The organism is Burkholderia sp. 22088 (assembly GCF_052045915.1).
In the GTDB taxonomy this organism is placed as follows: domain Bacteria; phylum Pseudomonadota; class Gammaproteobacteria; order Burkholderiales; family Burkholderiaceae; genus Burkholderia; species Burkholderia cepacia.
Genome location: NZ_JBQEPY010000003.1, coordinates 283,705 through 306,785, shown reverse-complemented (window position 1 = coordinate 306,785; position 23,081 = coordinate 283,705). Strand labels below are relative to the sequence as shown.

Sequence of the window (23,081 nt, the reverse complement as noted above, 5' to 3'; positions counted from 1 at the left end):
ATTACTCCATGTCGAGGTGCGCGAGCATCGCGTGCGCGGCGCGTATGTCGGCCTGTTGCGTCGATTTATCGCCGCCGCCGAGCAGGATGACCCAGATCGTTCCGCGCCGGACGTAGTAGACGCGATAGCCGGGGCCGTGGTCGATCCGCATTTCGACGATCGGCGAGCCCGCGGATTTCCAGTCGCCCGGATTGCCCATCGACAGGCGGTCGATGCGTGCCTGGATGCGGCGCTTCGCGACGCGATCGCGCAGGCCGGCAAACCATGCGTCGAAGGCGTCGGTGGTCCGGATGCTGAACGTAGGCGCACAGTAGGGCATTGATTGCGGTATGTCAACCATGGTTCACAGGTGGGTCGGGCCGGGTCGGGTTATTCGGTAGCCGCTACATTAGGGCTGCCCGCTTCGTTTGCGTGCCAAATGGCCGTTCGGCCGAAGTCGGAGTTCTGCGAATCCGTCTACAATCAATCACGTCTTTGCCGCCCGTGCGCGCTTGCCGCGCGCGGGCGGATCCGTTTGTCCTCCGCTATCCGGAGGCGCCGCCGCGCATCGCTCGTTGCGCGGCGGGCAGTGCCGTGGTTTGTGTCCAGTAGGTAAAGCGTCCGCGTGCCGTAGGCCGGCGCGCGTTCTGAACGCTGCGTGTCCGTAGGCCGGGCAGGCGGCATCAACCGAGAGTCCCCCATGAAAGCATCGGATCTGTTCGTGAAGGCGCTGGAAGCCGAAGGCGTCGAGTACGTGTTCGGCATTCCCGGCGAAGAAAACCTCGATCTGCTCGAATCGCTGCGGCGATCGAAGATCAAGCTCGTGCTGACCCGGCACGAGCAGGCGGCCGGGTTCATGGCCGCCACCTACGGCCGCCTGACGGGCCGTACCGGCGTGTGTATCGCCACGCTCGGGCCTGGCGCGACGAACTTCGTGACGGCCGCCGCGTATGCGCAGCTCGGCGGGATGCCGATGCTGATGATCACCGGGCAGAAGCCGATCAAGTCGAGCAAGCAGGGCCACTTCCAGATCGTCGACGTGGTCGACATGATGCAGCCGCTCACGAAGTTCACGCGGCAGATCGTGTCGATCGGCAACATCCCGTCGGCCGTGCGCGAGGCGTTCCGCCGCGCGGAGGAGGAGCGTCCGGGCGCCGCGCACCTCGAGCTGCCGGAAGACATCGCGCACGAGGAGGGCGACGGCAAGCCGATCCCGCGCAGCTACAGCCGGCGGCCGGTGGCGGAGGAAAAGGCGATCGCGCATGCGGTCGAAGCGATCCAGGCCGCGCGCCATCCGCTGCTGATGATCGGTGCGGGCGGCAACCGCAAGACCACCTGCAAGATGCTGCTCGAATTCGTCGACAAGACGGGCATCCCGTTCTTCACGACGCAGATGGGCAAGGGCGTGATCGACGAGACGCACCCGCTGTGGCTCGGCAACGCGACGCTGTCCGACGGCGACTTCGTCCACCGCGCGATCGAGCATGCGGACTGCATCATCAACGTCGGCCACGACGTGATCGAGAAGCCGCCGTTCTTCATGCGTACCGACGACAAGACCGTGATCCACGTGAACTTCCTCGGCGCGCAGGTCGATCCCGTCTACTTCCCGCAGATCGAGGTGGTCGGCGACATCGCGAACGCGGTGTGGCAGATGAAGGAGGCGCTCGCGCCGCAGCCGCACTGGGATTTCTCGCGCTTCACGATGATCAAGGCGCATTTCGACGCCCATCTGGAGAAGGGCCAGCACGATCCGCGCTTCCCGATGTACCCGGTGCGGATCGTCAACGATCTTTACAACGCGCTGCCGGTCGACGGCATCGTCTGTCTCGACAACGGGATGTACAAGATCTGGTTCGCGCGTTACTGGCGCGCGCACGAGCCGAATTCCCTGCTGCTCGACAACGCACTCGCGTCGATGGGCGCCGGCCTGCCGTCGGCGATCGCGACGAAGATCGTGCACCCGCAGCGCAAGGTGATCGCCGTGTGCGGCGACGGCGGCTTCATGATGAATTCGCAGGAGCTCGAAACGGCGGTGCGGCTGAAGCTCGACCTCGTCGTGATGATCCTGCGCGACGACGCCTTCGGGATGATCCGCTGGAAGCAGGAGAACATGAATTTCCCCGATTTCGCGATGACGCTGCAGAACCCCGATTTCGTGTCGTATGCGCAAAGCTACGGCGCGCACGGGCACCGCGTCGAATCGGCCGACGATCTCGAGCCGCTGCTGCGCGAGTGTTTCTCGACGCCGGGCGTGCACGTGATCGACGTGCCGATCGACTATTCGGACAACGAGCGCGTGCTGAACCGCGAGATCAAGCGCCTGTCGGCGCAACTCTGAATGTCCCGTCCACTGGAAGGAGTCGTTCCATGTTGAAGGAAACCTATCCGTACTACCTCGCCAACGAAGCCGTCTATGCGAACACCGATCTGGACGTGACGGACAAGTTCAGCGGCAAGGTCGCGACGCGCGTCGCGCTGGCCGACGCGAAGGCCATCGACGCGGCGATCGGCGCGGCGGTTGACGCCGCGAAGCCGATGCGCGAGCTGCCGGCCTACAAGCGGCAGGCCGTGCTCGACCATTGCGTCGCGCGTTTTCGCGAGCGCTTCGACGAGCTGGCCGAGGCGCTGTGCATCGAGGCCGGCAAGCCGATCAACGATTCGAAGGGCGAAGTGACGCGGCTGATCGACACGTTCCGCGTGGCGTCCGAGGAGTCGGTGCGCATCGACGGCGAGATCATCAACCTCGAGATCTCCGCGCGCGCGCAGGGCTATACGGGCTACACGAAGCGCGTGCCGGTCGGCCCGTGCTCGTTCATCTCGCCGTTCAACTTCCCGCTGAACCTCGCCGCGCACAAGGTTGCGCCCGCGCTCGCGGCCGGCTGTCCGTTCGTGCTGAAGCCCGCGAGCCGCACGCCGGTCGGCGCGCTGATCATCGGCGAGGTACTCGCCGAAACCGACTTGCCGAAGGGCGCATTCTCGGTGCTGCCCGCGCATCGCGACGGCGCCGACCTGTTCACGACCGACGAGCGTTTCAAGCTGCTGTCGTTCACGGGGTCGCCGGCCGTCGGCTGGGCGCTGAAGGAGAAGGCCGGCAAGAAGAAAGTCGTGCTGGAGCTCGGCGGCAACGCGGCCGCGATCGTCGATGCGGATCAACGCGACCGGCTCGACTACGTGGTCGAGCGCCTCGCGTTCGGCGCGTACTACCAGTCGGGCCAGAGCTGCATCGGCGTGCAGCGGATTCTCGTGCATGCCGATCTGTACGACGCGCTGCGCGAGAAGCTGATCGCGAAGACGCGTTCGCTGAAGATGGGCGATCCGAAGGATCCGTCGACGTTCGTCGGGCCGATGATTTCCGAATCCGAATCCCGCCGGCTGTCGGGATGGATGGACGCGGCCGTCGCGGCGGGCGCGAAGATCGTTGCGGGCGGCAAGGTCGACGGCGCGATGTTCGAAGCGACGCTGCTGGAAAACGTCGGGCACGAGCAGGACCTGTACCGGAAGGAGGCGTTCGGCCCTGTCGCGATCCTCGAGAAGTTCGACCGGTTCGACGATGCGCTTGCCCGCGTGAACGACAGCGACTTCGGGCTGCAGGCCGGCGTGTTCACCGATTCGCTCACGCATGCGCAGCGCGCGTGGGACGAGCTGGAGGTCGGCGGCGTCGTGATCAACGACGTGCCGTCGTTCCGCGTCGACAACATGCCGTACGGCGGCGTGAAGGATTCGGGCCTCGGCCGCGAAGGGATCCGCTACGCGATCGAGGACATGACCGAGCCGCGGCTGATGGTCGTGCGGCGCCGGTAACGCGGGGCGGGATGCGCGGTGCCGCGACGGCACGCGGGTGGGCGACAAGGCCGGCCCGCGTGCCGTTTTTCATGGCGTCGCGCGCAGCGGGCCGGCGCCGGGCCCCGTCGGGCCCGTATCGTGCCCGCGTGGCGTCGCGTGGCGGGCTGCCGGAACGCGCTCGACTACGGGACTCGCCTCGTGATGTAATCGCGCGAAACTGCCGACCGGGGTACGACGCCGGAAAGCGCGAATTCATTCTTCACGAGGTCGATTCATGTCTCCCGTCTCGGCATTCAAGCTGGTTTTGTTGTCATTTCTCGCGATCGTCGCGCTCGAATGCGTCGCCAAGCGGCTGCGGCTGCCGCCCGCAGCCGCGCTGCTGATCGGCGGCATCGGCATCGCGTTCATCCCCGGCCTGCCGCCGATCGATCTCGATCCCGAACTGGTGCTGCTGGTGTTCCTGCCGCCGCTGCTGATGGACGGCGCGTACTTCTCGGTGTGGGAGGAGTTCAAGCGCAACGTCGGCGGCATCCTGCTGCTGGCGATCGGCGCGGTCGTGTTCACGACGTTCGCGGTCGGCTTCGCCGTGCACTGGGTGGCGCCGTCGCTGCCGTGGGCCGCGTGCTTCGCGCTCGGCGCGATCGTGTCGCCGCCCGACGCCGTTGCGGCGAAGGCCGTGCTCGAACGCGTCGCGCTGCCGCGCCGGCTGATGGTGCTGCTCGAAGGCGAGAGCCTGCTGAACGATGCGGCCGGCCTCGTGCTGTTCCGCTTCGCGGTCGCGGCCGCGCTCACCGGCGCGTTCAGCCTCGAGCACGCGGTCGTGCGCTTCGCGGAGCTCGGGCTCGGCGGCGTGGCGATCGGCTTCGTGGTCGGCAAGCTCGTCGTGTGGTTCCTGAAGCAGCTCGACGACGACTATCTCGTGATCACCGTCGCGGTGATCACCGGCTGGATCGCCTATATCGCGGGTGAAATGGTCGAGGTATCGGGCGTGATCGCCACCGTCACGGCCGGCATGATCGTCGGCTGGCATCAGCACGAGGTGTTCTCGGCGGCCGTGCGCACGCGCGGCACCGCGTTCTGGCAGGTCATCGTGTTCCTGCTCGAAGCGATGGTGTTCGTGTTGATCGGGCTGTCGCTGCGCGGCGCGATCCACCGGCTCGGCGGCTTCGAGCAGGTGCTCGCGACGATGGTGCCGCCGATGTTCGCGGTGCTGGCGGCGGTGATCGTGTCGCGCTTCGTGTGGATCTACGCGGTCGAGGCGCTGAAGTGGCCGGTGCGCGGGATCGCGCGGCGCGGCGAGGCGCCGGACTGGAAGGCCGCGACGATCATGAGCTGGGCCGGGATGCGCGGCGTCGTCACGCTGGCGATCGCGCTGTCGCTGCCCGAGGCGATGCCCGGCCGCGACGTGATCCTGGTCGCGTCGTTCGCGGTGATCCTCGTCACCGTGCTGCTGCAGGGCACGACGATCGGGCCGCTGATCCGGCTGCTGCGCCTGCCGCAGCGCGAAGAGCGCGCGGCGCACCACCTGACCGAGCCGCAGACGTGGGCGTACGTCGAGGCCGCGCAACTCGCGGCGATCCAGCCGCTCGTGCGCGACGAGAACGGGGTCGTGATCCATCCGCGCCTGCTCGAGCAGTACACGTATCGCGCGGAATTGACCGAACGGGCGAAGGACGAGCCGGCGTACCCGGCGGAAGTGCGCACCGCGCACTACGACGTCGTGCTGGCCGCGATCAGGGCCGGGCGCGCCGAATTGTTGCGCCTGCACCGTTCGGGCCGCATCCACGACGAAATGCTGCACGCGCTCGAACGCGACCTCGACCTGCAGGAAGTGTCCGCGCAGCACGCGCGCGGATAAGGCTGCACGGCACCGTCATGCCGTCATCCGGCGGCCGGTGCCGGCCGACCGGAAGCGCGCATGGGCAGATCGTTGCCCGGCGCGCTTTTTTTCTTCCTCGCGCCCGCCGATTCGGTGCATTTCCATCCGGCCCCAAATGAGGCGGGCGACCAGCCTTGCAGCGCATGCAAACCTTATGGCACCGGTCTCGCAAACGTTATCGTCTTTCGAATCCGGAAATGATCTGATTTAACTGATTCCGTCTCTTTCTGCATATTTGGCAAAACTAAACCGGAAGGAGATAGATGCTGTGTTCTAATTTCATTTAGAATCAGCCGGTTATGTTTATTGAGAGAAAGGATGCGGAGGTAATGCGGCCGCCAACGGGGAGAAATCGGCGTCCGGAGCCCTGCAAGGCCAATGCCGACAGGCCAAATCGGCGGAATCGGGCGGTTTTTTCAACCGCCGAATTAAGATAGCGTCCCAAGTCTGATAAACAACTCCTATGAAAGAATCGATTGGAGAATCGGCGTTTGAAACTGTATTTATGAAAGAATCGAGCGTTGATAATGCCTCGGATTGTCTTGAATCGGGGTTATCGGTCCTTCTCGTCGACGATCAACCGTTCGTCGGCGAGGTGATCCGCCGCGCGCTGCGCAGCGAACACGACATCGACCTGCACGTGTGCACCGACGCGCACCGGGCGATGGCGGTCGCGCGCGACGTGAAGCCGACGGTCATCCTGCAGGATCTCGTGATGCCGGAGATCGACGGCCTCGATCTCGTCCGTGCGTGGCGCGCGGACGCCGGCACGGCTCGCGTGCCGATCATCGTGCTGTCCGCGAAGGAGGAGCCGATCGTCAAGCGCGAGGCGTTCATCGCCGGCGCGAACGACTATCTGGTGAAGCTCCCCGACGCGATGGAGCTGGCCGCACGGATCCGCTATCACTCGAATTCGTACCTGATGTCCCGGCAGCGCGACGAGGCGCTCGACTTCCTGTCGCACGACATGCGTTCGCCGCAGACGTCGATCCTCGCGCTGCTCGACGTCTACCGCGCCGAGCACGGCGAGATGCCGGCGATCATGGAACGCATTGCCGGCCATGCGCGGCGCGCGCTCGCGCTTGCCGACGGCTTCATCCACCTGACCCGCGCGCGGTCCGAGCGCCGCGCGCACGAGGTCGTGAGCCTCAACGAGATCGTGCTCGACGCCGTCGACCAGCTGTGGGAGAAGGCGGCCGGGCTCGGCAGCCGGGTCACCGCGCACGTGCCCGATACCGAGTGCGTGACGATGGGCGACCGCATGATGCTGACGCGCGCGGTCGCGAACCTGATCGACAACGGGCTGAAGTACGGCCCGGCCGGCACGGACGTGCACTGCACGCTGAGCGGCGAGGACGGTGCATGGCTGATCGGCGTCGAGGATACCGGCGCGGGAATCGCGCCGGAGCAACGCACGGCCGCGACCGAGTCGTTCGTGCAGCTCGAGACCGCGCATGGCGCGGCGCGCGGCGGCTTCGGCCTCGGGCTCGCGTTCGTCCGCGCGACGGCGGCGCGGCATCGCGGCCAGATCCTGATGCGCAATACGGCGCGCGGCTTCATGGTCGCGCTTCGGCTGCCGGCGCAAGCGGAGCGGTGATTTCGCGGCGCGGCCTGCCGGCGCCGCGCCGCCTGCAAGCCCTGATGCGCTCGTGGCGCGCCGTCCGGCGCGCAGGCGGGCGCGGATTTTTTCAACGCTGATATTAGAAAGCCCATAACGAACATGGCCACCGTGACGCCCCGCGCGACCAATGAAAGCCTGCATCCGACGATCGGCGCTGCCCGGCTGACGCTCGGCAATCGCATCCTGCTCAGCTTCGGCGTGCTGTTCGTGCTGATGCTGGTGACAGCCGGCGTGTCCTACGAGCGATTGCGTGCGATCAACAGCGAAGCCGTCAGCATCGAGCGCGATTCGCTGCCCGGCGTCTACCTCGCGTCGTCGCTGCGCGGCGCAGTGAATGAATCGTTCATGCTGCTGCAGCAGGCGACGTTCGTCGAGACCGATCCCGAAAGCGTCCAGCGCGATCTCGCGAAGATCGCCGAAGTGGCGAAGGACATCGATTCGTTGTCGGTCGAGTACCAGAACTCGATATTTCGCGACGACGACCGGCAGCGCTTCGCGACCTTCCGGGGCACCTACGACCACTACCTGCCGCTGCTGAACGAAGCGGTGCAGCGGCACCGTCAATCGCATGACGACGCGGTCGCCGGGTATGTGAAGGTGCAGCCCGCATGGGCCGAGGTCGTGCGCAATGCGAATATTCTCGTGCAGGAAAACCGCAAGTTCGCCGATCAGTCGGCGAAGCTGATCCGTGAATCCGTGCAGGACACCGAGGTGGTGCTCGCGACCGCACTGGCGATCATGCTGCTGTCGGCGCTCGGGTTCGGCTACATGCTGTACCGTTCGGTCACCGTCCCGATGGCGCGGCTCGTCGAGGTGCACGACGTGATGCGTACCGGCAACCTGACGCGCCGCCTCGACCTGCGCCGCCGCGACGAATTCGGCACGCTCGAGACGGGCTTCAACCGGATGGCCGACGAACTGACCGAGCTCGTCGCGCGTGCGCAGCAGTCGTCGCTGCAGGTGACGACGTCGGTCGCCGAGATCGCGGCGACGTCGCGCGAGCAGCAGGCGACCGCGAACGAAACCGCGGCGACGACGACCGAGATCGGCGCGACCTCGCGCGAAATCTTCGCGACGTCGCGCGACCTGGTGCGCACGATGAACGAAGTGGCCGGCGTGGCGGAGCAGTCGGCCACACTCGCGGGCGTGAGCCAGAGCGGGCTCACGCGGATGGGCGAGACGATGCGCAGCGTGATGGACGCGGCCGGCTCGGTGAACGCGAAGCTCGCGATCCTCAACGAGAAGGCGCTGAACATCAACCAGGTGGTCGCGACCATCACCAAGGTGGCCGACCAGACCAACCTGCTGTCGCTGAACGCCGCGATCGAGGCCGAGAAGGCCGGCGAATACGGCCGCGGCTTCGCGGTCGTCGCGACCGAGATCCGCCGCCTCGCCGACCAGACGGCGGTCGCGACCTACGATATCGAGCAGACGGTGAAGGAGATCCAGTCGGCGGTATCGGCGGGCGTGATGGGGATGGACAAGTTCTCCGAGGAAGTGCGCCGGGGGATGCTCGACGTGCAGCAGGTCGGCGGGCAGCTGTCGCAGATCATCGCCGAGGTGCAGACGCTCTCGCCGCGCTTCCAGATGGTCAACGAAGGGATGCAGACGCAGGCGAACGGCGCGGAGCAGATCACGCAGGCGCTGTCGCAGCTGTCGGAGGCCGCGCAGCAGACGGCCGAGTCGCTGCGCCAGTCGTCGCAGGCGATCGACGACCTGACGCTCGTCGCGAACCAGTTGCGCACCAGCGTGTCGCGCTTCAAGGTCGACGCGTGATGCGCGCGGACACGCAGAACGGCGCGCATGCGCTGTTCCTGATGTTCGAGCTCGACGGCGAACGCTATGCGCTCGACGCGGCCGGCATCGACGAGGTGCTGCCGCTCGCGGTCACGAAGGCCGTGCCCGGCGCACCCGAATGGATTGCCGGGCTGCTGATGCGCGGCGGCCAGCCGGTGCCGGTGATCGACGTGCCGATGCTGGCGCTCGGGCGCCGCGCGCATGCGCTGCGCTCGACGCGGCTCGTGATGGTCCGCTACCGGGCGCACGAGGCGGGCGGCGAGCGCACGATCGGGCTGATCGTCGAGCGTGCGACGCAGACGATGCGGATCGATCGCGCGGCGTTTCGCGCGAGCGGCATCTCGACCGCGCGCACGCGCTGGCTCGGGCCCGTCGCGAATACGCCCGACGGCGTCGTGCAGCAGGTATCGGTTGCCGACCTGATCGACGACGTTGCACGCCTGTATCTGTTCGACGACGGCCTGCCGGGCCACGGGGGAGAGTCCGCATGAAAGAGTCCGAATCGCGATTTCGCGGCTGGCTGCTGCGCGAGACCGGCATCGACCCCGATTCGCTCGGCAACGATTTCCTGACCCGCGCGCTGACGGAGCGCGTGCACGCGCTGCAGGCGGACGGCGAGCGCCTGTCGTCGGCGGCGCGGCCGCCCGTGACGCAGGACGCGCTCGACGCCTACTGGCAGCAGCTCAACGCGTCGGCCGACGAACGGCGTGCGCTGATCGAGCTGTTCGTCGTGCCCGAGACCTGGTTTTTCCGCGACCGCGAGGCCTTCGCGACGCTCGCGCGGCTCGCGGCCGACCGGCTCGCGGCGCTGCCCGGCCGCGTGATCCGCGTGCTGAGCGCGCCGTGCTCGACGGGCGAGGAACCGTTTTCGGCGGCGATGGCGCTGCTCGACGCGGGGCTCGACCCGGCCAGTTTCACGATCGACGCGATCGACCTCAGCACGCGCGCGATCGAGCAGGCGCGGCTCGGCTGTTACGGGCGCAACGCGTTTCGCGGCACCGCGACGGAGTTTCGCGCGCGGCACTTCACGCCGACCCGCGAGGGCTGGCTGCTCGACGAGCGCGTGCGCGCCTGTGTGCAGTTCAGTCAGGCGAACCTCGTCGAACCGGCGGCGGACACGGGCCTTCGCTACGATTTCGTGTTCTGCCGCAACGTGCTGATCTACTTCGATCGCGACGCGCAGGATCGCGTGATCCGCGCGCTCGGCGAGCGTCTTGCCGACGACGGCGTGCTGTTTGTCGGGCCGGCCGAGACGGGGGTCGCGATGCGGCACGGGATGCGCTCGGCGCGCGTGCCGCTCGCATTCGCGTTTCATCGCGAGCCCGCCGGCGCGGCGCCCGATACCTACGCGGCCCGGCCGGCGGCGCCGCTGTCCGTGGCGGCGGCGCCGTACCGGCGCGCGGAGCGCTTCACGGTCGCGCCGCCCGCGGCGACACGCCCGGTGCTGGCGGTCGCGCCGCCGGCCTGGCTCGGCGACGCACGCGAGCCGTTCGCGGCAGCGCCGCCGGCCATGCACGCGGCCGCGTTCGACGCGCGGGCCGATCTGCCGGCAGCGGCGGCCGAACCGGTTGCGCCCGTTGCAACGGTCGCACCGGTGGCCGAAGGCCCCGCGCCGACGCTGGAAGACGCACAGGCGCTGGCGAATGCCGGCGCGTTCGACGAGGCCGAGCGCGTGCTCGCGCAGTTCTCGGCGCGCGTCGGGCCGCATGCCGATGCGTTCTACCTGAACGGGCTGATCGCGGATGCGCGCGGGCGCGCATCGGAAGCCGGCGACTTCTACAGGAAGGCGCTGTACCTGCGGCCCACGCATCACGAAGCGCTGACCCATCTCGCGACGCTGCTCGACGTCGGCGGCGATCGCGCGGGCGCGCAATGGCTGCTCGAGCGTGCACGGCGCTCGGCCGGCTGACAAGACTACGGGTTGGGGACCGACACCGCGATGACCAGAGGAATTCATGAACCGCGCCGCCGCTGCCATTGACGAGACGACGATCGACGTCGACGATTGCTGGAACCGGATCGGCACGCGCGGCGACCGCACGTGCGAGCGGCTGAACGAGTGCCTGCGCTGCCTGAACTGCCCGGTGTACGCGTATCACGCGGCGAAGCTGCTCGAGCGCCCGCTCGACGGGGCGGAGATGGCCGACGCCACGCGCCGGATGAGCGCGCCCGGCACGCCGCACGTGCGCGACGCCGACGCCGATACGCGCCATGCGGCGCTGGCGTTCCGCGTGGCCGACGAATGGCTCGCGCTGCCGATCGGCGTGCTGCGCGAGATCGCCGGCACGCGCCCGATCCATTCGCTGCCGCATCGCCGCAATTCAGCCGTGCGCGGCGTGGTCAACATCCGCGGCACGCTGCGCATCGCGATCTCGATCGGCGCGCTGCTCGGACTCGATGTCGGCAAGGGCGGCAAGGGCGGTGACGACGGCCGCTTCACGCGGCTGCTGGTCGCCGCGCACCAGGGCGAGCCGGTCGTGTTTCCGGTCGACGAAGTCGAGGGCGTGCTGCGCTTCGGCGCATCCGACTGGGTGCCCGTGCCGGCCACGGTCGGGCGCGCGAGCGCCGGCCTGTCGCGCGGCGTGCTGTCGTGGCGCGGGAAGTCGGTGGGCCTGCTCGACGACGACCGCCTGTTCGACGCAGTCACACGGAGCATGCGATGAGCGGCGATGACGACCTGAGCCACCTGTCGCTGCTCGAGCTGTATCGCGAGGAGACGCGCACGCAGACCCAGGCGCTGTCCGAACGGCTGCTCGCGCTCGAATCGGGCGAGCCCGATTCCGTCGCGCTCGAGGCATGCATGCGCGCCGCGCATTCGCTGAAGGGGGCCGCGCGCATCGTCGGCGTGCCGCTCGGCGTCGACATCGCGGGGCGGATGGAGGAGTGCTTCGTCGCCGCGCAGGCCGGCACGATCGCGCTGACGGCCACGCACGTCGACGTGCTGCTGGCGGGCGTCGATTTGCTGGTGCGCGTCGGCGATCCGCAGGCGCAGCCCGTGACGCAGACGGAGATCGACGTGTTCGCCGCGGCGCTCACGGGCGCCGACGGCGCGCAGACGATGCAGGTGTCGGGCGTCGTCCCGCCGCAGGCGCCGCCGACGGTCGTGCCGTATCGCGAGCACGACGGTGCCGCGAACGAGCCCGTCGGGGCGAGTGCCGCGGTGCCGCCGCTTGCGGTCTCGAGCGCGGTGCCCGATCCGGCCCAGGCTGGCCGCGTGGCCGGCGCCGGCGCGATGCGCCGCGTGCGCGCGGATACGCTGAACCGGCTGCTGAGCCTGTCCGGCGAATCGCTGGTCGAATCGCGCTGGCTCAAGCCGTTCGCCGAATCGATGCTGCGCGTGAAGCGCGCCCAGCGCGACGCAGCCCGCTCGCTCGATTTGATGTATGAACAATTCGCCGACGATCTCGACGCGGGCATGCTCGCGTCGATGAACGAAGTGCGGCACATGCTGAACGACCTGCAGCGCTCGCTCGCCGAGCGCATGGACGAATTCGACCGCTTCGAGCGGCGCAGCACGCATATCGCCGAGCAGCTGTACGACGAGGCGCTGCAATGCCGGATGCGGCCGTTCGGCGACGCGACGCGTGCGTATCCGCGCATCGTCCGCGATCTCGCGCGCTCGCTCGGCAAGCAGGTGCGTTTCTCGATCGTCGGCGAGGGCACGCAGGTCGACCGCGACATCCTCGACCTGCTCGACGCGCCGCTCGGCCACCTGCTGCGCAACGCGATCGACCACGGCGTCGATTCGCCGGAGGCGCGGCGCGCGCGCGGCAAGCCGGCCGAGGCGAGCGTGACGCTGGAGGCGCGCCACAGTGCCGGCTCGCTGCTGGTCAGCGTGATCGACGACGGCCCGGGCGTCGACATGGACGCGCTGCGCGCGGCCGTCGTGCGCCAGCGCCTGACCGACGACGAGACGGCCGCGCGGCTGTCCGATCCCGAACTGCTCGAATTCCTGCTGCTGCCGGGTTTCTCGATGCGCGATGCGGTGACCGACGTGTCGGGCCGCGGCGTCGGCCTCGACGCGGTGCAGGAGATGGTGCGCGGCGTGCGCGGCGCGGTGCGGATCTTCAACGAGCCGGGCGCGGGCATGCGTTTCGTGCTGCAGCTGCCGCTCACGCTGTCGGTGATCCGCAGCCTGCTCGTCGAGGTCGGTGGCGAGCCGTATGCGTTCCCGCTCGCGCACGTGCGCCGCACGCTCGAACTCTCGCACGACGATATCGACGTGCTCGAAGGGCAGCCGCATTTCCCGTTCGACGGCCGGCGCGCGGGCCTCGTCGCCGCGCATCAGCTGCTCGACGCGGGTGAGCCCGACGTCGCGCGCACGAGCACGGCGGTCGTGGTCGTCGGCGGGGAACCCGAGCTGTACGGCGTCGCGGTCGACCGCTTCCTCGGCGAGCGGATGCTCGTCGTGCAGCCGCTCGACAGCCGCCTGCACAAGATCCAGAACATCGCGGCCGGCGCGCTGCTCGAGAACGGCGACCCGGTGCTGATCGTCGACGTCGAGGACCTGATCCGCTCGGTCGACAAGCTCGTGCGCGGCGGGCAGCTCGCTCGGCTCACGCGCGACCCGCAACTGGCGCTGGCCGACCGGCGGCGCCGCGTGCTCGTCGTCGACGATTCGCTGACGGTGCGCGAGCTCGAACGCAAGCTGCTGGAGAAGCGCGGCTACGACGTGACGGTCGCGGTCGACGGGATGGAGGGCTGGAACGCGGTGCGCAGCGATGCGTTCGATCTCGTCGTCACCGACGTCGACATGCCGCGCATGGACGGCATCGAACTCGTCACGCTGATCAAGGGCGATCCGATGCTCAAGCGCGTGCCGGTGATGATCGTGTCGTACAAGGATCGCGACGAGGATCGCCGTCGCGGGCTCGATGCGGGCGCCGACTACTACCTCGCGAAGAGCAGCTTCCACGACGAGGCGCTGCTCGACGCCGTGCACGACCTGATCGGGGACGCGCGAGGATGAACATCGGCATCGTCAACGACTTGCCGCTGGCCGTGGAGGCGCTGCGCCGCGTGATCGCGCTGCGCACCGACCATCGCGTGCTGTGGGTCGCCACCGACGGCGACGAGGCGGTGGATTTCTGCGTCGCGCATCCGCCCGATCTCGTGCTGATGGATCTCGTGATGCCGAAGGTCGACGGGGTCGCGGCGACGCGCCGGATCATGGCGCGCGCGCCCTGCGCGATCCTGATCGTGACGGCGAGCGTCAGCGCGAACACGTCGTCGGTCTACGAGGCGATGGGCGCGGGTGCGCTCGATGCGGTCGACACGCCGACGCTCGCGCTCGGGCTGTCGGCCGACGCGTCGCCGCAGGCGCTGCTCGCGAAGATCGACCAGATCGGCCGGCTGCTCGAAAGCCGTTCCGCGGCGCTCGTGCCGCCGGGGCCCGCGCCCGAGCGCGGTCAGCCGACGCTCGTCGCGATCGGCGCGTCGGCGGGCGGGCCGACCGCGCTGACCGCGCTGCTGCGCGCGCTGCCGGCCGACTTTCCGGCGGCGATCGTGATCGTCCAGCATGTCGACCAGGCGTTCGCGCTCGGGATGGCCGAGTGGCTCGACGGCTATACGCGGCTGCCGGTGCGCGTCGCGCGGCAGGGCAGCGTGCCGCAGGCCGGCGAGGTGCTGCTCGCGGCGACCAACGATCACCTTTACCTGTCGCCGCGCGGCGTGCTCGGCTATACGCGGCATCCGGTCGAGACACCGTACCGGCCGTCGATCGACGTGTTCTTCAACAGCGTCGCCGACGGCTGGCAGGGCGAAGCGTTCGGCGTGCTGCTGACGGGCATGGGGCGCGACGGCGCGCTCGGCCTGAAGGCGATGCGCGCGAAGGGCTGCCACACGATCGCGCAGGACGAAGCGACGAGCGCCGTGTACGGAATGCCGAAGGCGGCCGCCGCGATCGGGGCGGCGTCGGCGATCCTGCCGCTCGAACGGATCGCGCCCCAGCTGATCTCGCGCATCACGCGTCCGCTGCGCGACTGACGGCGCTCGACGGGCCGGCGACGCCGTCCCGTTCCGCTGCGCCGTCGGCCGCATTGCGGGCGGCGCGCACTCGCGTACAATGGCGGCCTGCGGAGATGGCATGCCTCCCTGCGGTCGTACGCGGCGCGTTGCGCACGGTGCGGCCCTCAACCGCCGGTAAGCCCGGCTGATGATGCCTGCGTGTTCCTGGGTCGTCAGGAGGTCGCAGGCCGTCCATGCGGTATTCTGCCGCCCAGGTTTTGATGTTCCGTCGAATCTGGAAATCATGTTCTTCACGACTTCTGCCGATCTTCTCGCGACTGTGCGCTACGTGTGCCGCTGGCTCGCGCTCTCGGCCCTGCTTGGCGCACTGGCCGGCACGGCTTCCGCCTTGTTCCTGATCGCGCTCGACTGGGCGACCGGCACGCGCGTCGCACATCCGTGGCTGCTGTGGGGGCTGCCGGCGGCCGGTTTCGCGACCGGCTGGATCTACCATCGCTTCGGCCAGTCCGTCGCGCGCGGCAACAACCTGCTGATCGACGAAATCCACGACCCGAAGGCGCTCGTGCCGAAACGGATGGCGCCGCTCGTGCTCGTCGCGACCGTCGTCACGCACCTGTTCGGCGGCTCGGCCGGCCGCGAGGGCACGGCCGTGCAGATGGGCGGCGCGCTCGCCGATCGCGTCACGCACGTGTTCCGTCTCGATCGCGAACATCGCCGCGTGCTGCTGATGGGCGGCATCGCGGCCGGTTTCGCATCGGTGTTCGGCACGCCGCTCGCGGGCGCCGTGTTCGGGCTCGAGGTGCTGGCGATCGGGCGCGTGCGGTACGACGCGCTGCTGACCTGTGTCGCATCCGCGATCGTCGCGGATGTCGTCTGCCGCGCGTGGGGCGTGCATCACACGGCCTATGCGATTCCGTTCGTGCCGGCCGTGTCGGCGACGGGGCTGGCCGTGACGGTCGTCGCGGGCGTGGCGTTCGGCGTGGTCGGGCGGCTGTTCGCGTTCGCGACGCATGCGCTGACCGCGTGGTTCCGCCGCGTCATCCGTTATGCACCGCTGCAGCCGGCGCTCGGCGGCCTGCTGGTCGCCGCGGCTGCCACCGCGTTGAACGTGCCGCAGTATCTCGGCCTCGGCATCCCGACGATCGAGGCCGCGTTTCACGGCCCGTTGCCGCTCTACGACTTCGCGGGCAAGTTCGCGTTCACCGTCGTCACGCTCGCGTCGGGGTTCAAGGGCGGCGAAGTGACGCCGCTGTTCTACATCGGCGCGACGCTCGGCAACGCGCTCGGCCAGGTGCTGGCGCTGCCGGTGCCCGTGCTCGCGGGGCTCGGCTTCGTCGCGGTGTTCGCGGGCGCGGCCAACACGCCGATCGCGTCGACGATCATGGCGATCGAACTGTTCGGGGCGGATATCGGCGTGTATGCGATCGTCGCGTGTGTCGTTGCGTATCTGTTCTCGGGGCACGCGGGGATTTATCGTGCGCAGCGCGTGGCGGTGGGCAAGGGCGCGCAGGCCGAAGCCGAATGATGCGGGCGGCGGCCCGACGCATCCATGCGGCACCCGCGGTGCCAGAAACCGGGAGCACGACATTCGATGACGCTGGAAGACTTTCTGATCGAAGCGCGGCGCCTCGCCAGGCCATGCCGTCAATATCGCTTCGCGAGTGGCGGGGAACCCGTCACCGGCTACTGGCATGGCGTTGAAGCAGGCGCGCCGTGCGTCTCCGTCGAGCGGGACGGCACCTGGCTGAACGTGTATCTCGACGAGGGCGGGACATCGGGCCGCGCGGAAACCGCCGCGCAACCCGTCCGGTCGGACCGCCCGCTGTGCCGATCCGACGCTACGTCGCTCCCGCCGGTCGAAGCGGTGTTCCGCTTCGGCTCAGCCGCGATCGACGCCTATCTCGACGCGCACGGCTGGCAACGCGACTGGGGATTCAACGGCAACTTCAAGGGCATCGCGGCACACGACTACGAGCGTGAGTGGATGGCGCAATGCTCGCTCTACACGGGCGGGGCGGTCGCCGTCGCGGGCGGGTGGAACATGCGCTGGCCCGACGACGACGAACCGGTCGATCTCGATCTCGTCCTCTGGACGTTCGAGGAAGCGGAGCCGTGGGTCGAGGTGTTTTGCGACGGCGGCCGGTACTCGGTGATCCAGCGGATCACCTAGCGCGCCGGCAACCGTTACTGCTTCGGCAGGCGCGCGACATGGCGCGCCAGCAGTTCTTCGATATCGATGCCTTTTTCGGCCAGCAACGCCGTGACGACACCGTTCAGTTCGCCGAGCGTTTCCTTGACCGATTCCCGGATCGTGTCCACGACCACCTGCGTGCTGCGCTCGATCTCGATGTTGACCGTGTCGTTGACGCCCTTCGCATCGAAGGTCGTGGCGCGACGCGTTTCGGGAATCAGCCAGACATCGAACCAGCCTTCGTCGCGGTTGACGTCGGACACCGTCAGGCTGCAGCCGTTGATCGCGATGTAGCCCTTCGCGAACACGTACCGCTTGAATGCGTCCGGCACGCCGATGCGCACCATCCGGTTATGCTCGGACGATGCGATGTGCCGGATGGTCCCGGTGAAGTCGACATGGCCGGACAGCGGATGCCCGCCGATCTCCGCGCCGTCCTTCGCGGCCCGCTCCACGTTGATCCGCGCGCCTGTCGTGAGGTCGGCCAGCGTGGTGATTTTCAGGCTCGGCAGCATCACGTCGAAGTCGATCAGTTCCGGCGAATGGATGGTCGTCACCGTCAGGCAGACCCCGTCGACCGAGACGCTGGCGCCGATCTCGATGTCGTCGGTAAACCGTTCCGGGAATTCGATGCTGAAGGTTCTCAGTTCCCCGTGGTCGGCGATGGTCTTGATGGTGGCAACGCCCTGGACAATTCCTGTAAACATGGTCGATCCCTTGTCGCAAACTTGCTGGCCCACATGATAAGGGATACCGGAAGAGGCGGCCTGGCGGCGCGCGGCTTGCGGAGGGGCGGGCGGAATTCGCGGCCGAAAAAAAGGCCGTGCACCTGGCACGGCCTCGATCCGGATCCATTTGTCGACGCGCGCCGGCGGTGATGACCGCACCACCGGCGCGCGTCGCGCCCTTCTTGCGTCACGCCTCGGCCGGCTCGCCGAGCGGCCCGGCATGATTGTCCGCCGTGCGCCGCGGCGAATCGGCGAGCCCCTTCGCGAGTTCCAGCGCCTGCCGCTCGAACAGCCGGCGATAGATGCCGCCGTCGATGCGGATCAGCGCGTCGTGGCTGCCTTCCTCGATCACCTTGCCGCGGTCGAGCACCAGCAGCCGGTCGAGCGCGCGCACGGTCGACAGCCGGTGTGCGACCACCAGCGTCGTGCGGCCGACCATCAGCCGCTCCATCGCCTGCTGGATCAGCAGCTCGCTTTCGCTGTCGAGGCTCGACGTGGCTTCGTCGAGGATCAGGATCGGCGCATCGGCGAGGAACGCGCGCGCGATCGCGACCCGCTGGCGTTCGCCGCCCGACAGCTTGATCCCGCGTTCGCCGACCAGCGTGTCATAGCCGTCCGGCAGCGCGGCGATGAAGTCGTGCGCGCTGGCCAGCCGCGCGGCGCGCTCGATGTCGGCCCGGCTCGCGTCGGGGCGTGCATACGCGATGTTCTCGGCGAGCGTGCGGTGGAACAGTACGGGCTCCTGCTGGACGATCGCGATCTGGCTGCGCAGCGAATCCTGCCGGACCTGCGCGATGTCCTGGCCGTCGATCGTGATGCGGCCGCCCGACACGTCGTACAGGCGCTGGATCAGCTTGATGAACGTCGTCTTGCCCGACCCCGAGTGGCCGACGAGGCCCACCCGCTCGCCCGGCGCGATGCGCATCGAGAAATCGTCGTACAGCGGCACCGGATGGTTGCCGTAGCGGAACGTCACGTGCTCGAAGCGGATCTCGCCTTGCCCGATCCGGATGGCGGGCGCGCCGGGACGATCGTCGATGCCGAGCGGCTGGCGTTCGAGCGCGACGAGTTCTTCCATGTCGTTGACCGAGCGCTGCAGGTTGCGGATGTGCATGCCGACGTCGCGCAGGTAGCCCTGCAGCATGAAGAACATCGTCAGCGCGAACGCGATGTCGCCGACGCTCGCCTCGTCGTTCGCCCACAGCCGCAGCGCGACGCCGATCATCGCGGCCTGCATCGCGACGAGCATCGCGCCCTGCAACCCGCCGTTGAGCGTGCCGCGCACCCACGTGCGGCGCGTGCGTTGCCGCCACTTGCCGATCACGCGGGCGAGCCGCGCTTCCTCGCGCGTTTCCGCGCCGAACGCCTTCACGACCGCGTTGCAGCTCACGGCATCGGCGAGCGCGCCGCCCATGCGCGTATCCCACAGGTTGCCGAGCTGGGCGGCCGGCGCGACGATGCCGAGCGACACCGCAACCGTCACCGTGATGTACAGCAGCGAACCCGCGCCGACGACGAGCCCCATCACGGGCCAGTGCGTGCCGAGCAGCACGGTCGCGCCGACGAGCATCGTGACCGACGGCAACAGCGCGATCAGCACGGTGTCGTTCAGCAGGTCGAGCGCCCAGATGCCGCGCGTGATCTTGCGCACGGTCGAGCCCGCGAAGCTGTTCGCGTGCCAGTCGGTCGAGAAGCGCTGCACGCGATGGAACGATGCGGCCGCGATCTCGCTCATCATCTTCAGCGTGAGCGTGATGATGTTCAGGTAGACGCCTTGTCGCAGCACCGTCGCGCCGAGGCCGAGCGCGGCGAGTGTGCCGAACGCGACGAGGGCCGCATGCCACGCGGCGGCGCGGTCGGTCAGGCCGGTCGACAGCGCGTCGACGAGGCGGCCGGCGAACAGCGGCGTGAGCACGTCGGCGAGCGCGGCGAGCAGCGCGAGGCTCGCGACCGTGGCGGTGCGGGCCGGCTGCTTGCGCCAGTAACGGAAGGTGAAGCCGAAGACGGCCTGGAATGCCTGGCCGCCCAGAAGGGTGGTTTTTCTGGTCATTTATCGTTGCCCGGCGCATCGCGCGACGGGGCTTTCCGGTTGGGCGAACATCGAAAACGCAACAGCCGGGCCGCGCGGAAACCGTGCGGCGAAACGAAACGGGCTGTCGGGAAACGGCGCGGCTGACGGGTTAGTAGAAAACTCGGGAGCCGGCGCGGACGGCGGGCTGGATCAGCTGCGCCGTGGGACCACGTTCGGGAAGGTTGCTGGCATTCGGAACATCTGCACCTCCCCTGAAGTGAACGGTTGAAAGGACGCCGAAAAGACGTGGAAAGATTCTATCAGCAGTGCCGCGCGCCCCGCAACGTCTGACGAATGCGGCGTTGCAGCGTCGATACGGTTAGTATTCAGGGCTTCGGCCCTTCTTTTGCGGGCCTTCCACAGTGCGGCAGCGCAGGGGCCGGCACACGCATCGATTACACTTCGACGTTTGCGGCGCACCGCGCCGCGGCCCTCGCAGATTCACCACGATACATTCCTGAGGAAACGATGAGCGACGTTCAGCAAGGCATCCTGACCCCGATCGATACGGCGGCCCGATACCTCACTTTCACGATGTCGAACGACGGCAATGTGGCGGCGGCGCTGGCCGCGCTGCGCGAGATCGTCGACGGACGCGACACGGTCGTCGGGTTCGGACATGCGCTGGCGGCGCACCTCGGGCACCCGGTGCCGGGCCTGACCGGATTCCCGGCGTTCGCGGTGAAGGACCGCACGCTGCCGGCGACGCCGGCCGACGTGTGGGTCTGGCTGCGCGGCGACGATCGCGGCGAGATCGTGCTGCGCGCGCGGGCGATCGAACGCGCGCTGGCGCCGGCGTTCGCGTTGCAGGATGCGGTCGACGGTTTCCGCTATTCGAACGATCGCGACCTGTCCGGCTACGAGGACGGCACCGAGAACCCCGAAGGCGACGAAGCCGTGGCCGCGGCGATCGTGGCCGGGCAGGGCGCGGGGCTCGACGGTGCGAGCTTCGTCGCGGTCCAGCAATGGCTGCACGACTTCGAGCAGATGGAGCGCATTCCGTCGGGCGACATGGACAACATCATCGGGCGCCGCCGCTCGGACAACGAAGAACTCGACGACGCACCCGAGTTCGCGCATGTGAAGCGCACCGCGCAGGAAAGCTTCGAGCCCGAAGCGTTCATGCTGCGCCGTTCGTCGCCGTGGTCGGACGCGCGCCGCGCGGGCCTCTACTTCGTGGCGTTCGGCTGCTCGTTCCGCGCGTTCGACGTGCAGATGCGCCGGATGAGCGGCGCGGAAGACGGGATCGTCGACGGCCTGTTCCGCTTCACGCGGCCGCTGACGGGCGCGTATTTCTGGTGCCCGCCGATGAAGAACGGCAAGCTCGACCTGTCCGCGCTCGGACTGTAAGCGCCTGACGGTATCGACGAACGGGGGGCCGCGCATCGTGCGCGGCCCCCCGTTTCCTTTTGTGCGGCGATGTGCGCGGTGATCTTGAGTCGTGTGCGTTGCGTGTCAGTTCAACGTCGTGTCGATCCGCGTGCCGCGCTTGATGAACTGCGTGACCGGCGTCTTCTCGCAGATTTCGGCGAGGCGCTGGCGTTGCGCATCGTCGAGCGGGCCGTCGAGCGTCACGACACGGCGCACGTACTGCGTGCCTTCGCGATCGGCATGCAGCTCGGTGCGCACGCTGATACGCGCGGCCGGCCACGCCTTGCGCTGCATGTACATGCGCAGCGTCGCGGCCGTGCATTGCGCGAGGCCGGCCAGCACGAATTCATAGGGCGCCGGCCCGCGATCCTGGCCGCCCTCGCGTGGGGCTTCGTCGCCGGTCAGCGCGTGGGTGCCGGCCTGAAGCTGGACGACGTAATCGGGCGCATCGGCGTCGAGGACGGCGGCGGCGTGGATGAGCGACATGGCAAGTCTCCGGTCAGCGGGAAAAGGAAAAAGGGAGTCGGGAAGCGGAAAGTGGACGCCGCGCGGCGGCGCGCAGCCGTCAGCATACCGCCCCGACGGCGACGGCGACGGCGACGGCGACGGCGACGGCGACGGCGCGCGCGATGCGGCTACGCGTCCGCGCCGCCGGCACTGCTGCGCACGAGCGCGGCGATGCGCTCGCGTACCCACTGGTGCGCGCGATCGGCGTCGCGCGATTCGTGCCAGTACGCGAGGAGCGGGAACGGCTTGAGCCGCAACGGCAGCGGCCGCACGACGATCGGCAGCATCGCGGCCATCCGCAACGCATAGGTGTGCGGCAGCGTGACCAGCAGGTTGCCGGTCGCGGCGATCTGGCACGCGGCGAAATAGTGCTGACAGGTGAGCCGGATATCGCGAAAGCGGCCGTCGTTGCCGAGCAGCACGTCGAGCGATTGCGGCTCGCCGAGCGACGACACCGCGACATGCTGCGCCGCGAAATAGTCGCCGCGCCGCAACGGCTCGCGCGCAAGCGGATGATCGCGTCGCAGTGCGACGACGAGCGAATCGTCGAGCAGGTGTTCGGTGGCAATGCGCGGGCCGGTCGGCACGCGGCGATCGACGGCGAGATCGAGATTGCCCGATGCAAGTTCGCGTTCGATCCCGGCTACCGCGATGCGACGGCTCACGAGCCGCAGGCCCGGCGCTTCGTCGGCGAACGCCGCGACGATCCGCGGCAGCGCGATCGATTCGAGCACGTCGCGAATGCCCACCGCGATGCTCAGGTCGAGCGTCGCGGGATCGAATGCCGACGGCGCGCGCGCGGTGCCTTGCAGGCCCTTCAGGTGCAGTTGCACGTCGGTGATGATCGAGCGCGTGCGTTCGGTTGCGACAACACGGTTGCCCTGGCGCACGAACAGCGGATCGTCGAAATGCGCGCGCAGCCGGTTGAGCGCGTGCGTGACGGCCGGCTGCGTGAGATGCAGCGCGCGGGCGGCCGCGCCGATGCCGCCATGCACGTAGACGGCGTCGAGCACGCGAAACAGGTTCAGGTCGAGACGATGGTCGGCGGGCACGGGGCGCGGGTGGCGTGGTGAATGGTGGAGCGATTCTAAAGGATGCGCAGGCAACGGATACGCGGGCTTTCCTGCGTGGCGATCGACGGTATTGAATACATGGGGATATCGTTTGCGCCGATATTCGGCTGT

18 protein-coding genes and 1 riboswitch are annotated in these 23,081 nt (G+C 68.6%); of the genes, 13 read left to right on the top strand and 5 right to left on the bottom strand.

Annotated elements, in window-relative coordinates:
• Window position 1: 1 nt before the first annotated feature.
• Window positions 2-319: a type II toxin-antitoxin system RelE/ParE family toxin gene (locus ACTJLD_RS07200; protein ID WP_440658411.1), complete on the bottom strand. Its 318-nt coding sequence runs from the start codon at window positions 317-319 to the stop codon at window positions 2-4.
• Window positions 320-679: 360 nt separating this feature from the next.
• Here ACTJLD_RS07200 and ACTJLD_RS07195 point away from each other — a divergent pair, with 360 nt between their 5' ends.
• The 12 genes from ACTJLD_RS07195 to ACTJLD_RS07140 all read left to right on the top strand — a co-directional run bounded on the left by ACTJLD_RS07195 (window position 680) and on the right by ACTJLD_RS07140 (window position 17,199).
• Window positions 680-2,320 (top strand): acetolactate synthase large subunit, encoded by a 1,641-nt coding sequence (locus tag ACTJLD_RS07195; protein WP_440658410.1) that lies wholly within the window; start codon window positions 680-682, stop codon window positions 2,318-2,320.
• A 29-nt stretch (window positions 2,321-2,349) separates the two neighbouring features.
• Window positions 2,350-3,783, top strand: a complete 1,434-nt coding sequence (locus ACTJLD_RS07190) for an aldehyde dehydrogenase family protein (protein ID WP_091920091.1) — start codon at window positions 2,350-2,352, stop codon at window positions 3,781-3,783.
• A 256-nt stretch (window positions 3,784-4,039) separates the two neighbouring features.
• The gene (locus tag ACTJLD_RS07185; protein ID WP_027790994.1) at window positions 4,040-5,623 is read left to right on the top strand and encodes a Na+/H+ antiporter; all 1,584 of its coding nucleotides are present in this window, start codon (window positions 4,040-4,042) and stop codon (window positions 5,621-5,623) included.
• A 484-nt stretch (window positions 5,624-6,107) separates the two neighbouring features.
• Window positions 6,108-7,241 carry a hybrid sensor histidine kinase/response regulator gene (locus tag ACTJLD_RS07180; protein WP_027790995.1) on the top strand — a complete coding sequence of 378 codons (1,134 nt, stop codon included), beginning with the start codon at window positions 6,108-6,110 and terminating at the stop codon, window positions 7,239-7,241.
• 123 nt (window positions 7,242-7,364) lie between these two features.
• Entirely contained in the window at window positions 7,365-9,041 is a 1,677-nt protein-coding gene (locus ACTJLD_RS07175) for a methyl-accepting chemotaxis protein (RefSeq protein ID WP_060194941.1), read from the top strand.
• Window positions 9,041-9,553, top strand: a complete 513-nt coding sequence (locus tag ACTJLD_RS07170) for a chemotaxis protein CheW (protein WP_217445240.1) — start codon at window positions 9,041-9,043, stop codon at window positions 9,551-9,553. The genes ACTJLD_RS07175 and ACTJLD_RS07170 overlap by 1 nt, the downstream gene beginning before the upstream one ends.
• Complete coding sequence (locus ACTJLD_RS07165; RefSeq protein ID WP_321878146.1) at window positions 9,550-10,971, top strand: CheR family methyltransferase; 1,422 nt, start codon at window positions 9,550-9,552, stop codon at window positions 10,969-10,971. The genes ACTJLD_RS07170 and ACTJLD_RS07165 overlap by 4 nt, the downstream gene beginning before the upstream one ends.
• A gap of 46 nt (window positions 10,972-11,017) precedes the next feature.
• Window positions 11,018-11,725, top strand: coding sequence for a chemotaxis protein CheW (locus tag ACTJLD_RS07160; protein ID WP_027790999.1), 708 nt, complete (start codon window positions 11,018-11,020; stop codon window positions 11,723-11,725).
• Window positions 11,722-14,031, top strand: coding sequence for a hybrid sensor histidine kinase/response regulator (locus ACTJLD_RS07155; protein ID WP_027791000.1), 2,310 nt, complete (start codon window positions 11,722-11,724; stop codon window positions 14,029-14,031). Before ACTJLD_RS07160 ends, ACTJLD_RS07155 begins: the two co-directional genes overlap by 4 nt.
• Window positions 14,028-15,047, top strand: a complete 1,020-nt coding sequence (locus ACTJLD_RS07150) for a chemotaxis response regulator protein-glutamate methylesterase (protein ID WP_027791001.1) — start codon at window positions 14,028-14,030, stop codon at window positions 15,045-15,047. Before ACTJLD_RS07155 ends, ACTJLD_RS07150 begins: the two co-directional genes overlap by 4 nt.
• Window positions 15,048-15,129: 82 nt before the next feature.
• Window positions 15,130-15,233: riboswitch (Fluoride riboswitch) on the top strand.
• Window positions 15,234-15,312: 79 nt separating this feature from the next.
• Window positions 15,313-16,554, top strand: a complete 1,242-nt coding sequence (locus ACTJLD_RS07145) for a voltage-gated chloride channel family protein (protein ID WP_174393251.1) — start codon at window positions 15,313-15,315, stop codon at window positions 16,552-16,554.
• A 66-nt stretch (window positions 16,555-16,620) separates the two neighbouring features.
• Window positions 16,621-17,199, top strand: a complete 579-nt coding sequence (locus tag ACTJLD_RS07140) for a hypothetical protein (protein ID WP_440658409.1) — start codon at window positions 16,621-16,623, stop codon at window positions 17,197-17,199.
• A 14-nt stretch (window positions 17,200-17,213) separates the two neighbouring features.
• Here ACTJLD_RS07140 and ACTJLD_RS07135 read toward each other — a convergent pair whose 3' ends face one another.
• A complete protein-coding gene (locus ACTJLD_RS07135) occupies window positions 17,214-17,927 on the bottom strand; it encodes a riboflavin synthase (RefSeq protein ID WP_027791004.1) in 714 nt (237 codons plus the stop codon).
• A 208-nt stretch (window positions 17,928-18,135) separates the two neighbouring features.
• Window positions 18,136-19,998: an ABC transporter ATP-binding protein gene (locus ACTJLD_RS07130; RefSeq protein WP_440658408.1), complete on the bottom strand. Its 1,863-nt coding sequence runs from the start codon at window positions 19,996-19,998 to the stop codon at window positions 18,136-18,138.
• A gap of 489 nt (window positions 19,999-20,487) precedes the next feature.
• Between ACTJLD_RS07130 and ACTJLD_RS07125 the strand changes: the two genes are divergently transcribed.
• Entirely contained in the window at window positions 20,488-21,369 is an 882-nt protein-coding gene (locus tag ACTJLD_RS07125; protein ID WP_440658407.1) for a Dyp-type peroxidase, read from the top strand.
• A gap of 105 nt (window positions 21,370-21,474) precedes the next feature.
• On the opposite strand, the gene ACTJLD_RS07120 is transcribed toward ACTJLD_RS07125, so the two are convergent.
• Both ACTJLD_RS07120 and ACTJLD_RS07115 read right to left on the bottom strand, forming a co-directional pair.
• Window positions 21,475-21,876 carry an OsmC family protein gene (locus ACTJLD_RS07120; protein ID WP_060083387.1) on the bottom strand — a complete coding sequence of 134 codons (402 nt, stop codon included), beginning with the start codon at window positions 21,874-21,876 and terminating at the stop codon, window positions 21,475-21,477.
• 149 nt (window positions 21,877-22,025) lie between these two features.
• On the bottom strand, window positions 22,026-22,949 hold the full coding sequence (locus tag ACTJLD_RS07115; RefSeq protein WP_048022219.1) for a LysR family transcriptional regulator: 924 nt from the start codon (window positions 22,947-22,949) through the stop codon (window positions 22,026-22,028).
• Window positions 22,950-23,081 lie beyond the last annotated feature (132 nt).

Coding starts and splice junctions, on each gene's coding strand:
- ACTJLD_RS07145 (WP_174393251.1), top strand. CDS start 15,313: ATGTTCTTCACGACTTCTGCCGATCTTCTCGCGACTGTGCGCTACGTG.
- ACTJLD_RS07150 (WP_027791001.1), top strand. CDS start 14,028: ATGAACATCGGCATCGTCAACGACTTGCCGCTGGCCGTGGAGGCGCTG.
- ACTJLD_RS07120 (WP_060083387.1), bottom strand. CDS start 21,876: ATGTCGCTCATCCACGCCGCCGCCGTCCTCGACGCCGATGCGCCCGAT.
- ACTJLD_RS07135 (WP_027791004.1), bottom strand. CDS start 17,927: ATGTTTACAGGAATTGTCCAGGGCGTTGCCACCATCAAGACCATCGCC.
- ACTJLD_RS07195 (WP_440658410.1), top strand. CDS start 680: ATGAAAGCATCGGATCTGTTCGTGAAGGCGCTGGAAGCCGAAGGCGTC.
- ACTJLD_RS07140 (WP_440658409.1), top strand. CDS start 16,621: ATGACGCTGGAAGACTTTCTGATCGAAGCGCGGCGCCTCGCCAGGCCA.
- ACTJLD_RS07190 (WP_091920091.1), top strand. CDS start 2,350: ATGTTGAAGGAAACCTATCCGTACTACCTCGCCAACGAAGCCGTCTAT.
- ACTJLD_RS07155 (WP_027791000.1), top strand. CDS start 11,722: ATGAGCGGCGATGACGACCTGAGCCACCTGTCGCTGCTCGAGCTGTAT.
- ACTJLD_RS07185 (WP_027790994.1), top strand. CDS start 4,040: ATGTCTCCCGTCTCGGCATTCAAGCTGGTTTTGTTGTCATTTCTCGCG.
- ACTJLD_RS07165 (WP_321878146.1), top strand. CDS start 9,550: ATGAAAGAGTCCGAATCGCGATTTCGCGGCTGGCTGCTGCGCGAGACC.
- ACTJLD_RS07200 (WP_440658411.1), bottom strand. CDS start 319: ATGCCCTACTGTGCGCCTACGTTCAGCATCCGGACCACCGACGCCTTC.
- ACTJLD_RS07130 (WP_440658408.1), bottom strand. CDS start 19,998: ATGACCAGAAAAACCACCCTTCTGGGCGGCCAGGCATTCCAGGCCGTC.
- ACTJLD_RS07180 (WP_027790995.1), top strand. CDS start 6,108: ATGAAAGAATCGATTGGAGAATCGGCGTTTGAAACTGTATTTATGAAA.
- ACTJLD_RS07125 (WP_440658407.1), top strand. CDS start 20,488: ATGAGCGACGTTCAGCAAGGCATCCTGACCCCGATCGATACGGCGGCC.
- ACTJLD_RS07175 (WP_060194941.1), top strand. CDS start 7,365: ATGGCCACCGTGACGCCCCGCGCGACCAATGAAAGCCTGCATCCGACG.
- ACTJLD_RS07170 (WP_217445240.1), top strand. CDS start 9,041: ATGCGCGCGGACACGCAGAACGGCGCGCATGCGCTGTTCCTGATGTTC.
- ACTJLD_RS07160 (WP_027790999.1), top strand. CDS start 11,018: ATGAACCGCGCCGCCGCTGCCATTGACGAGACGACGATCGACGTCGAC.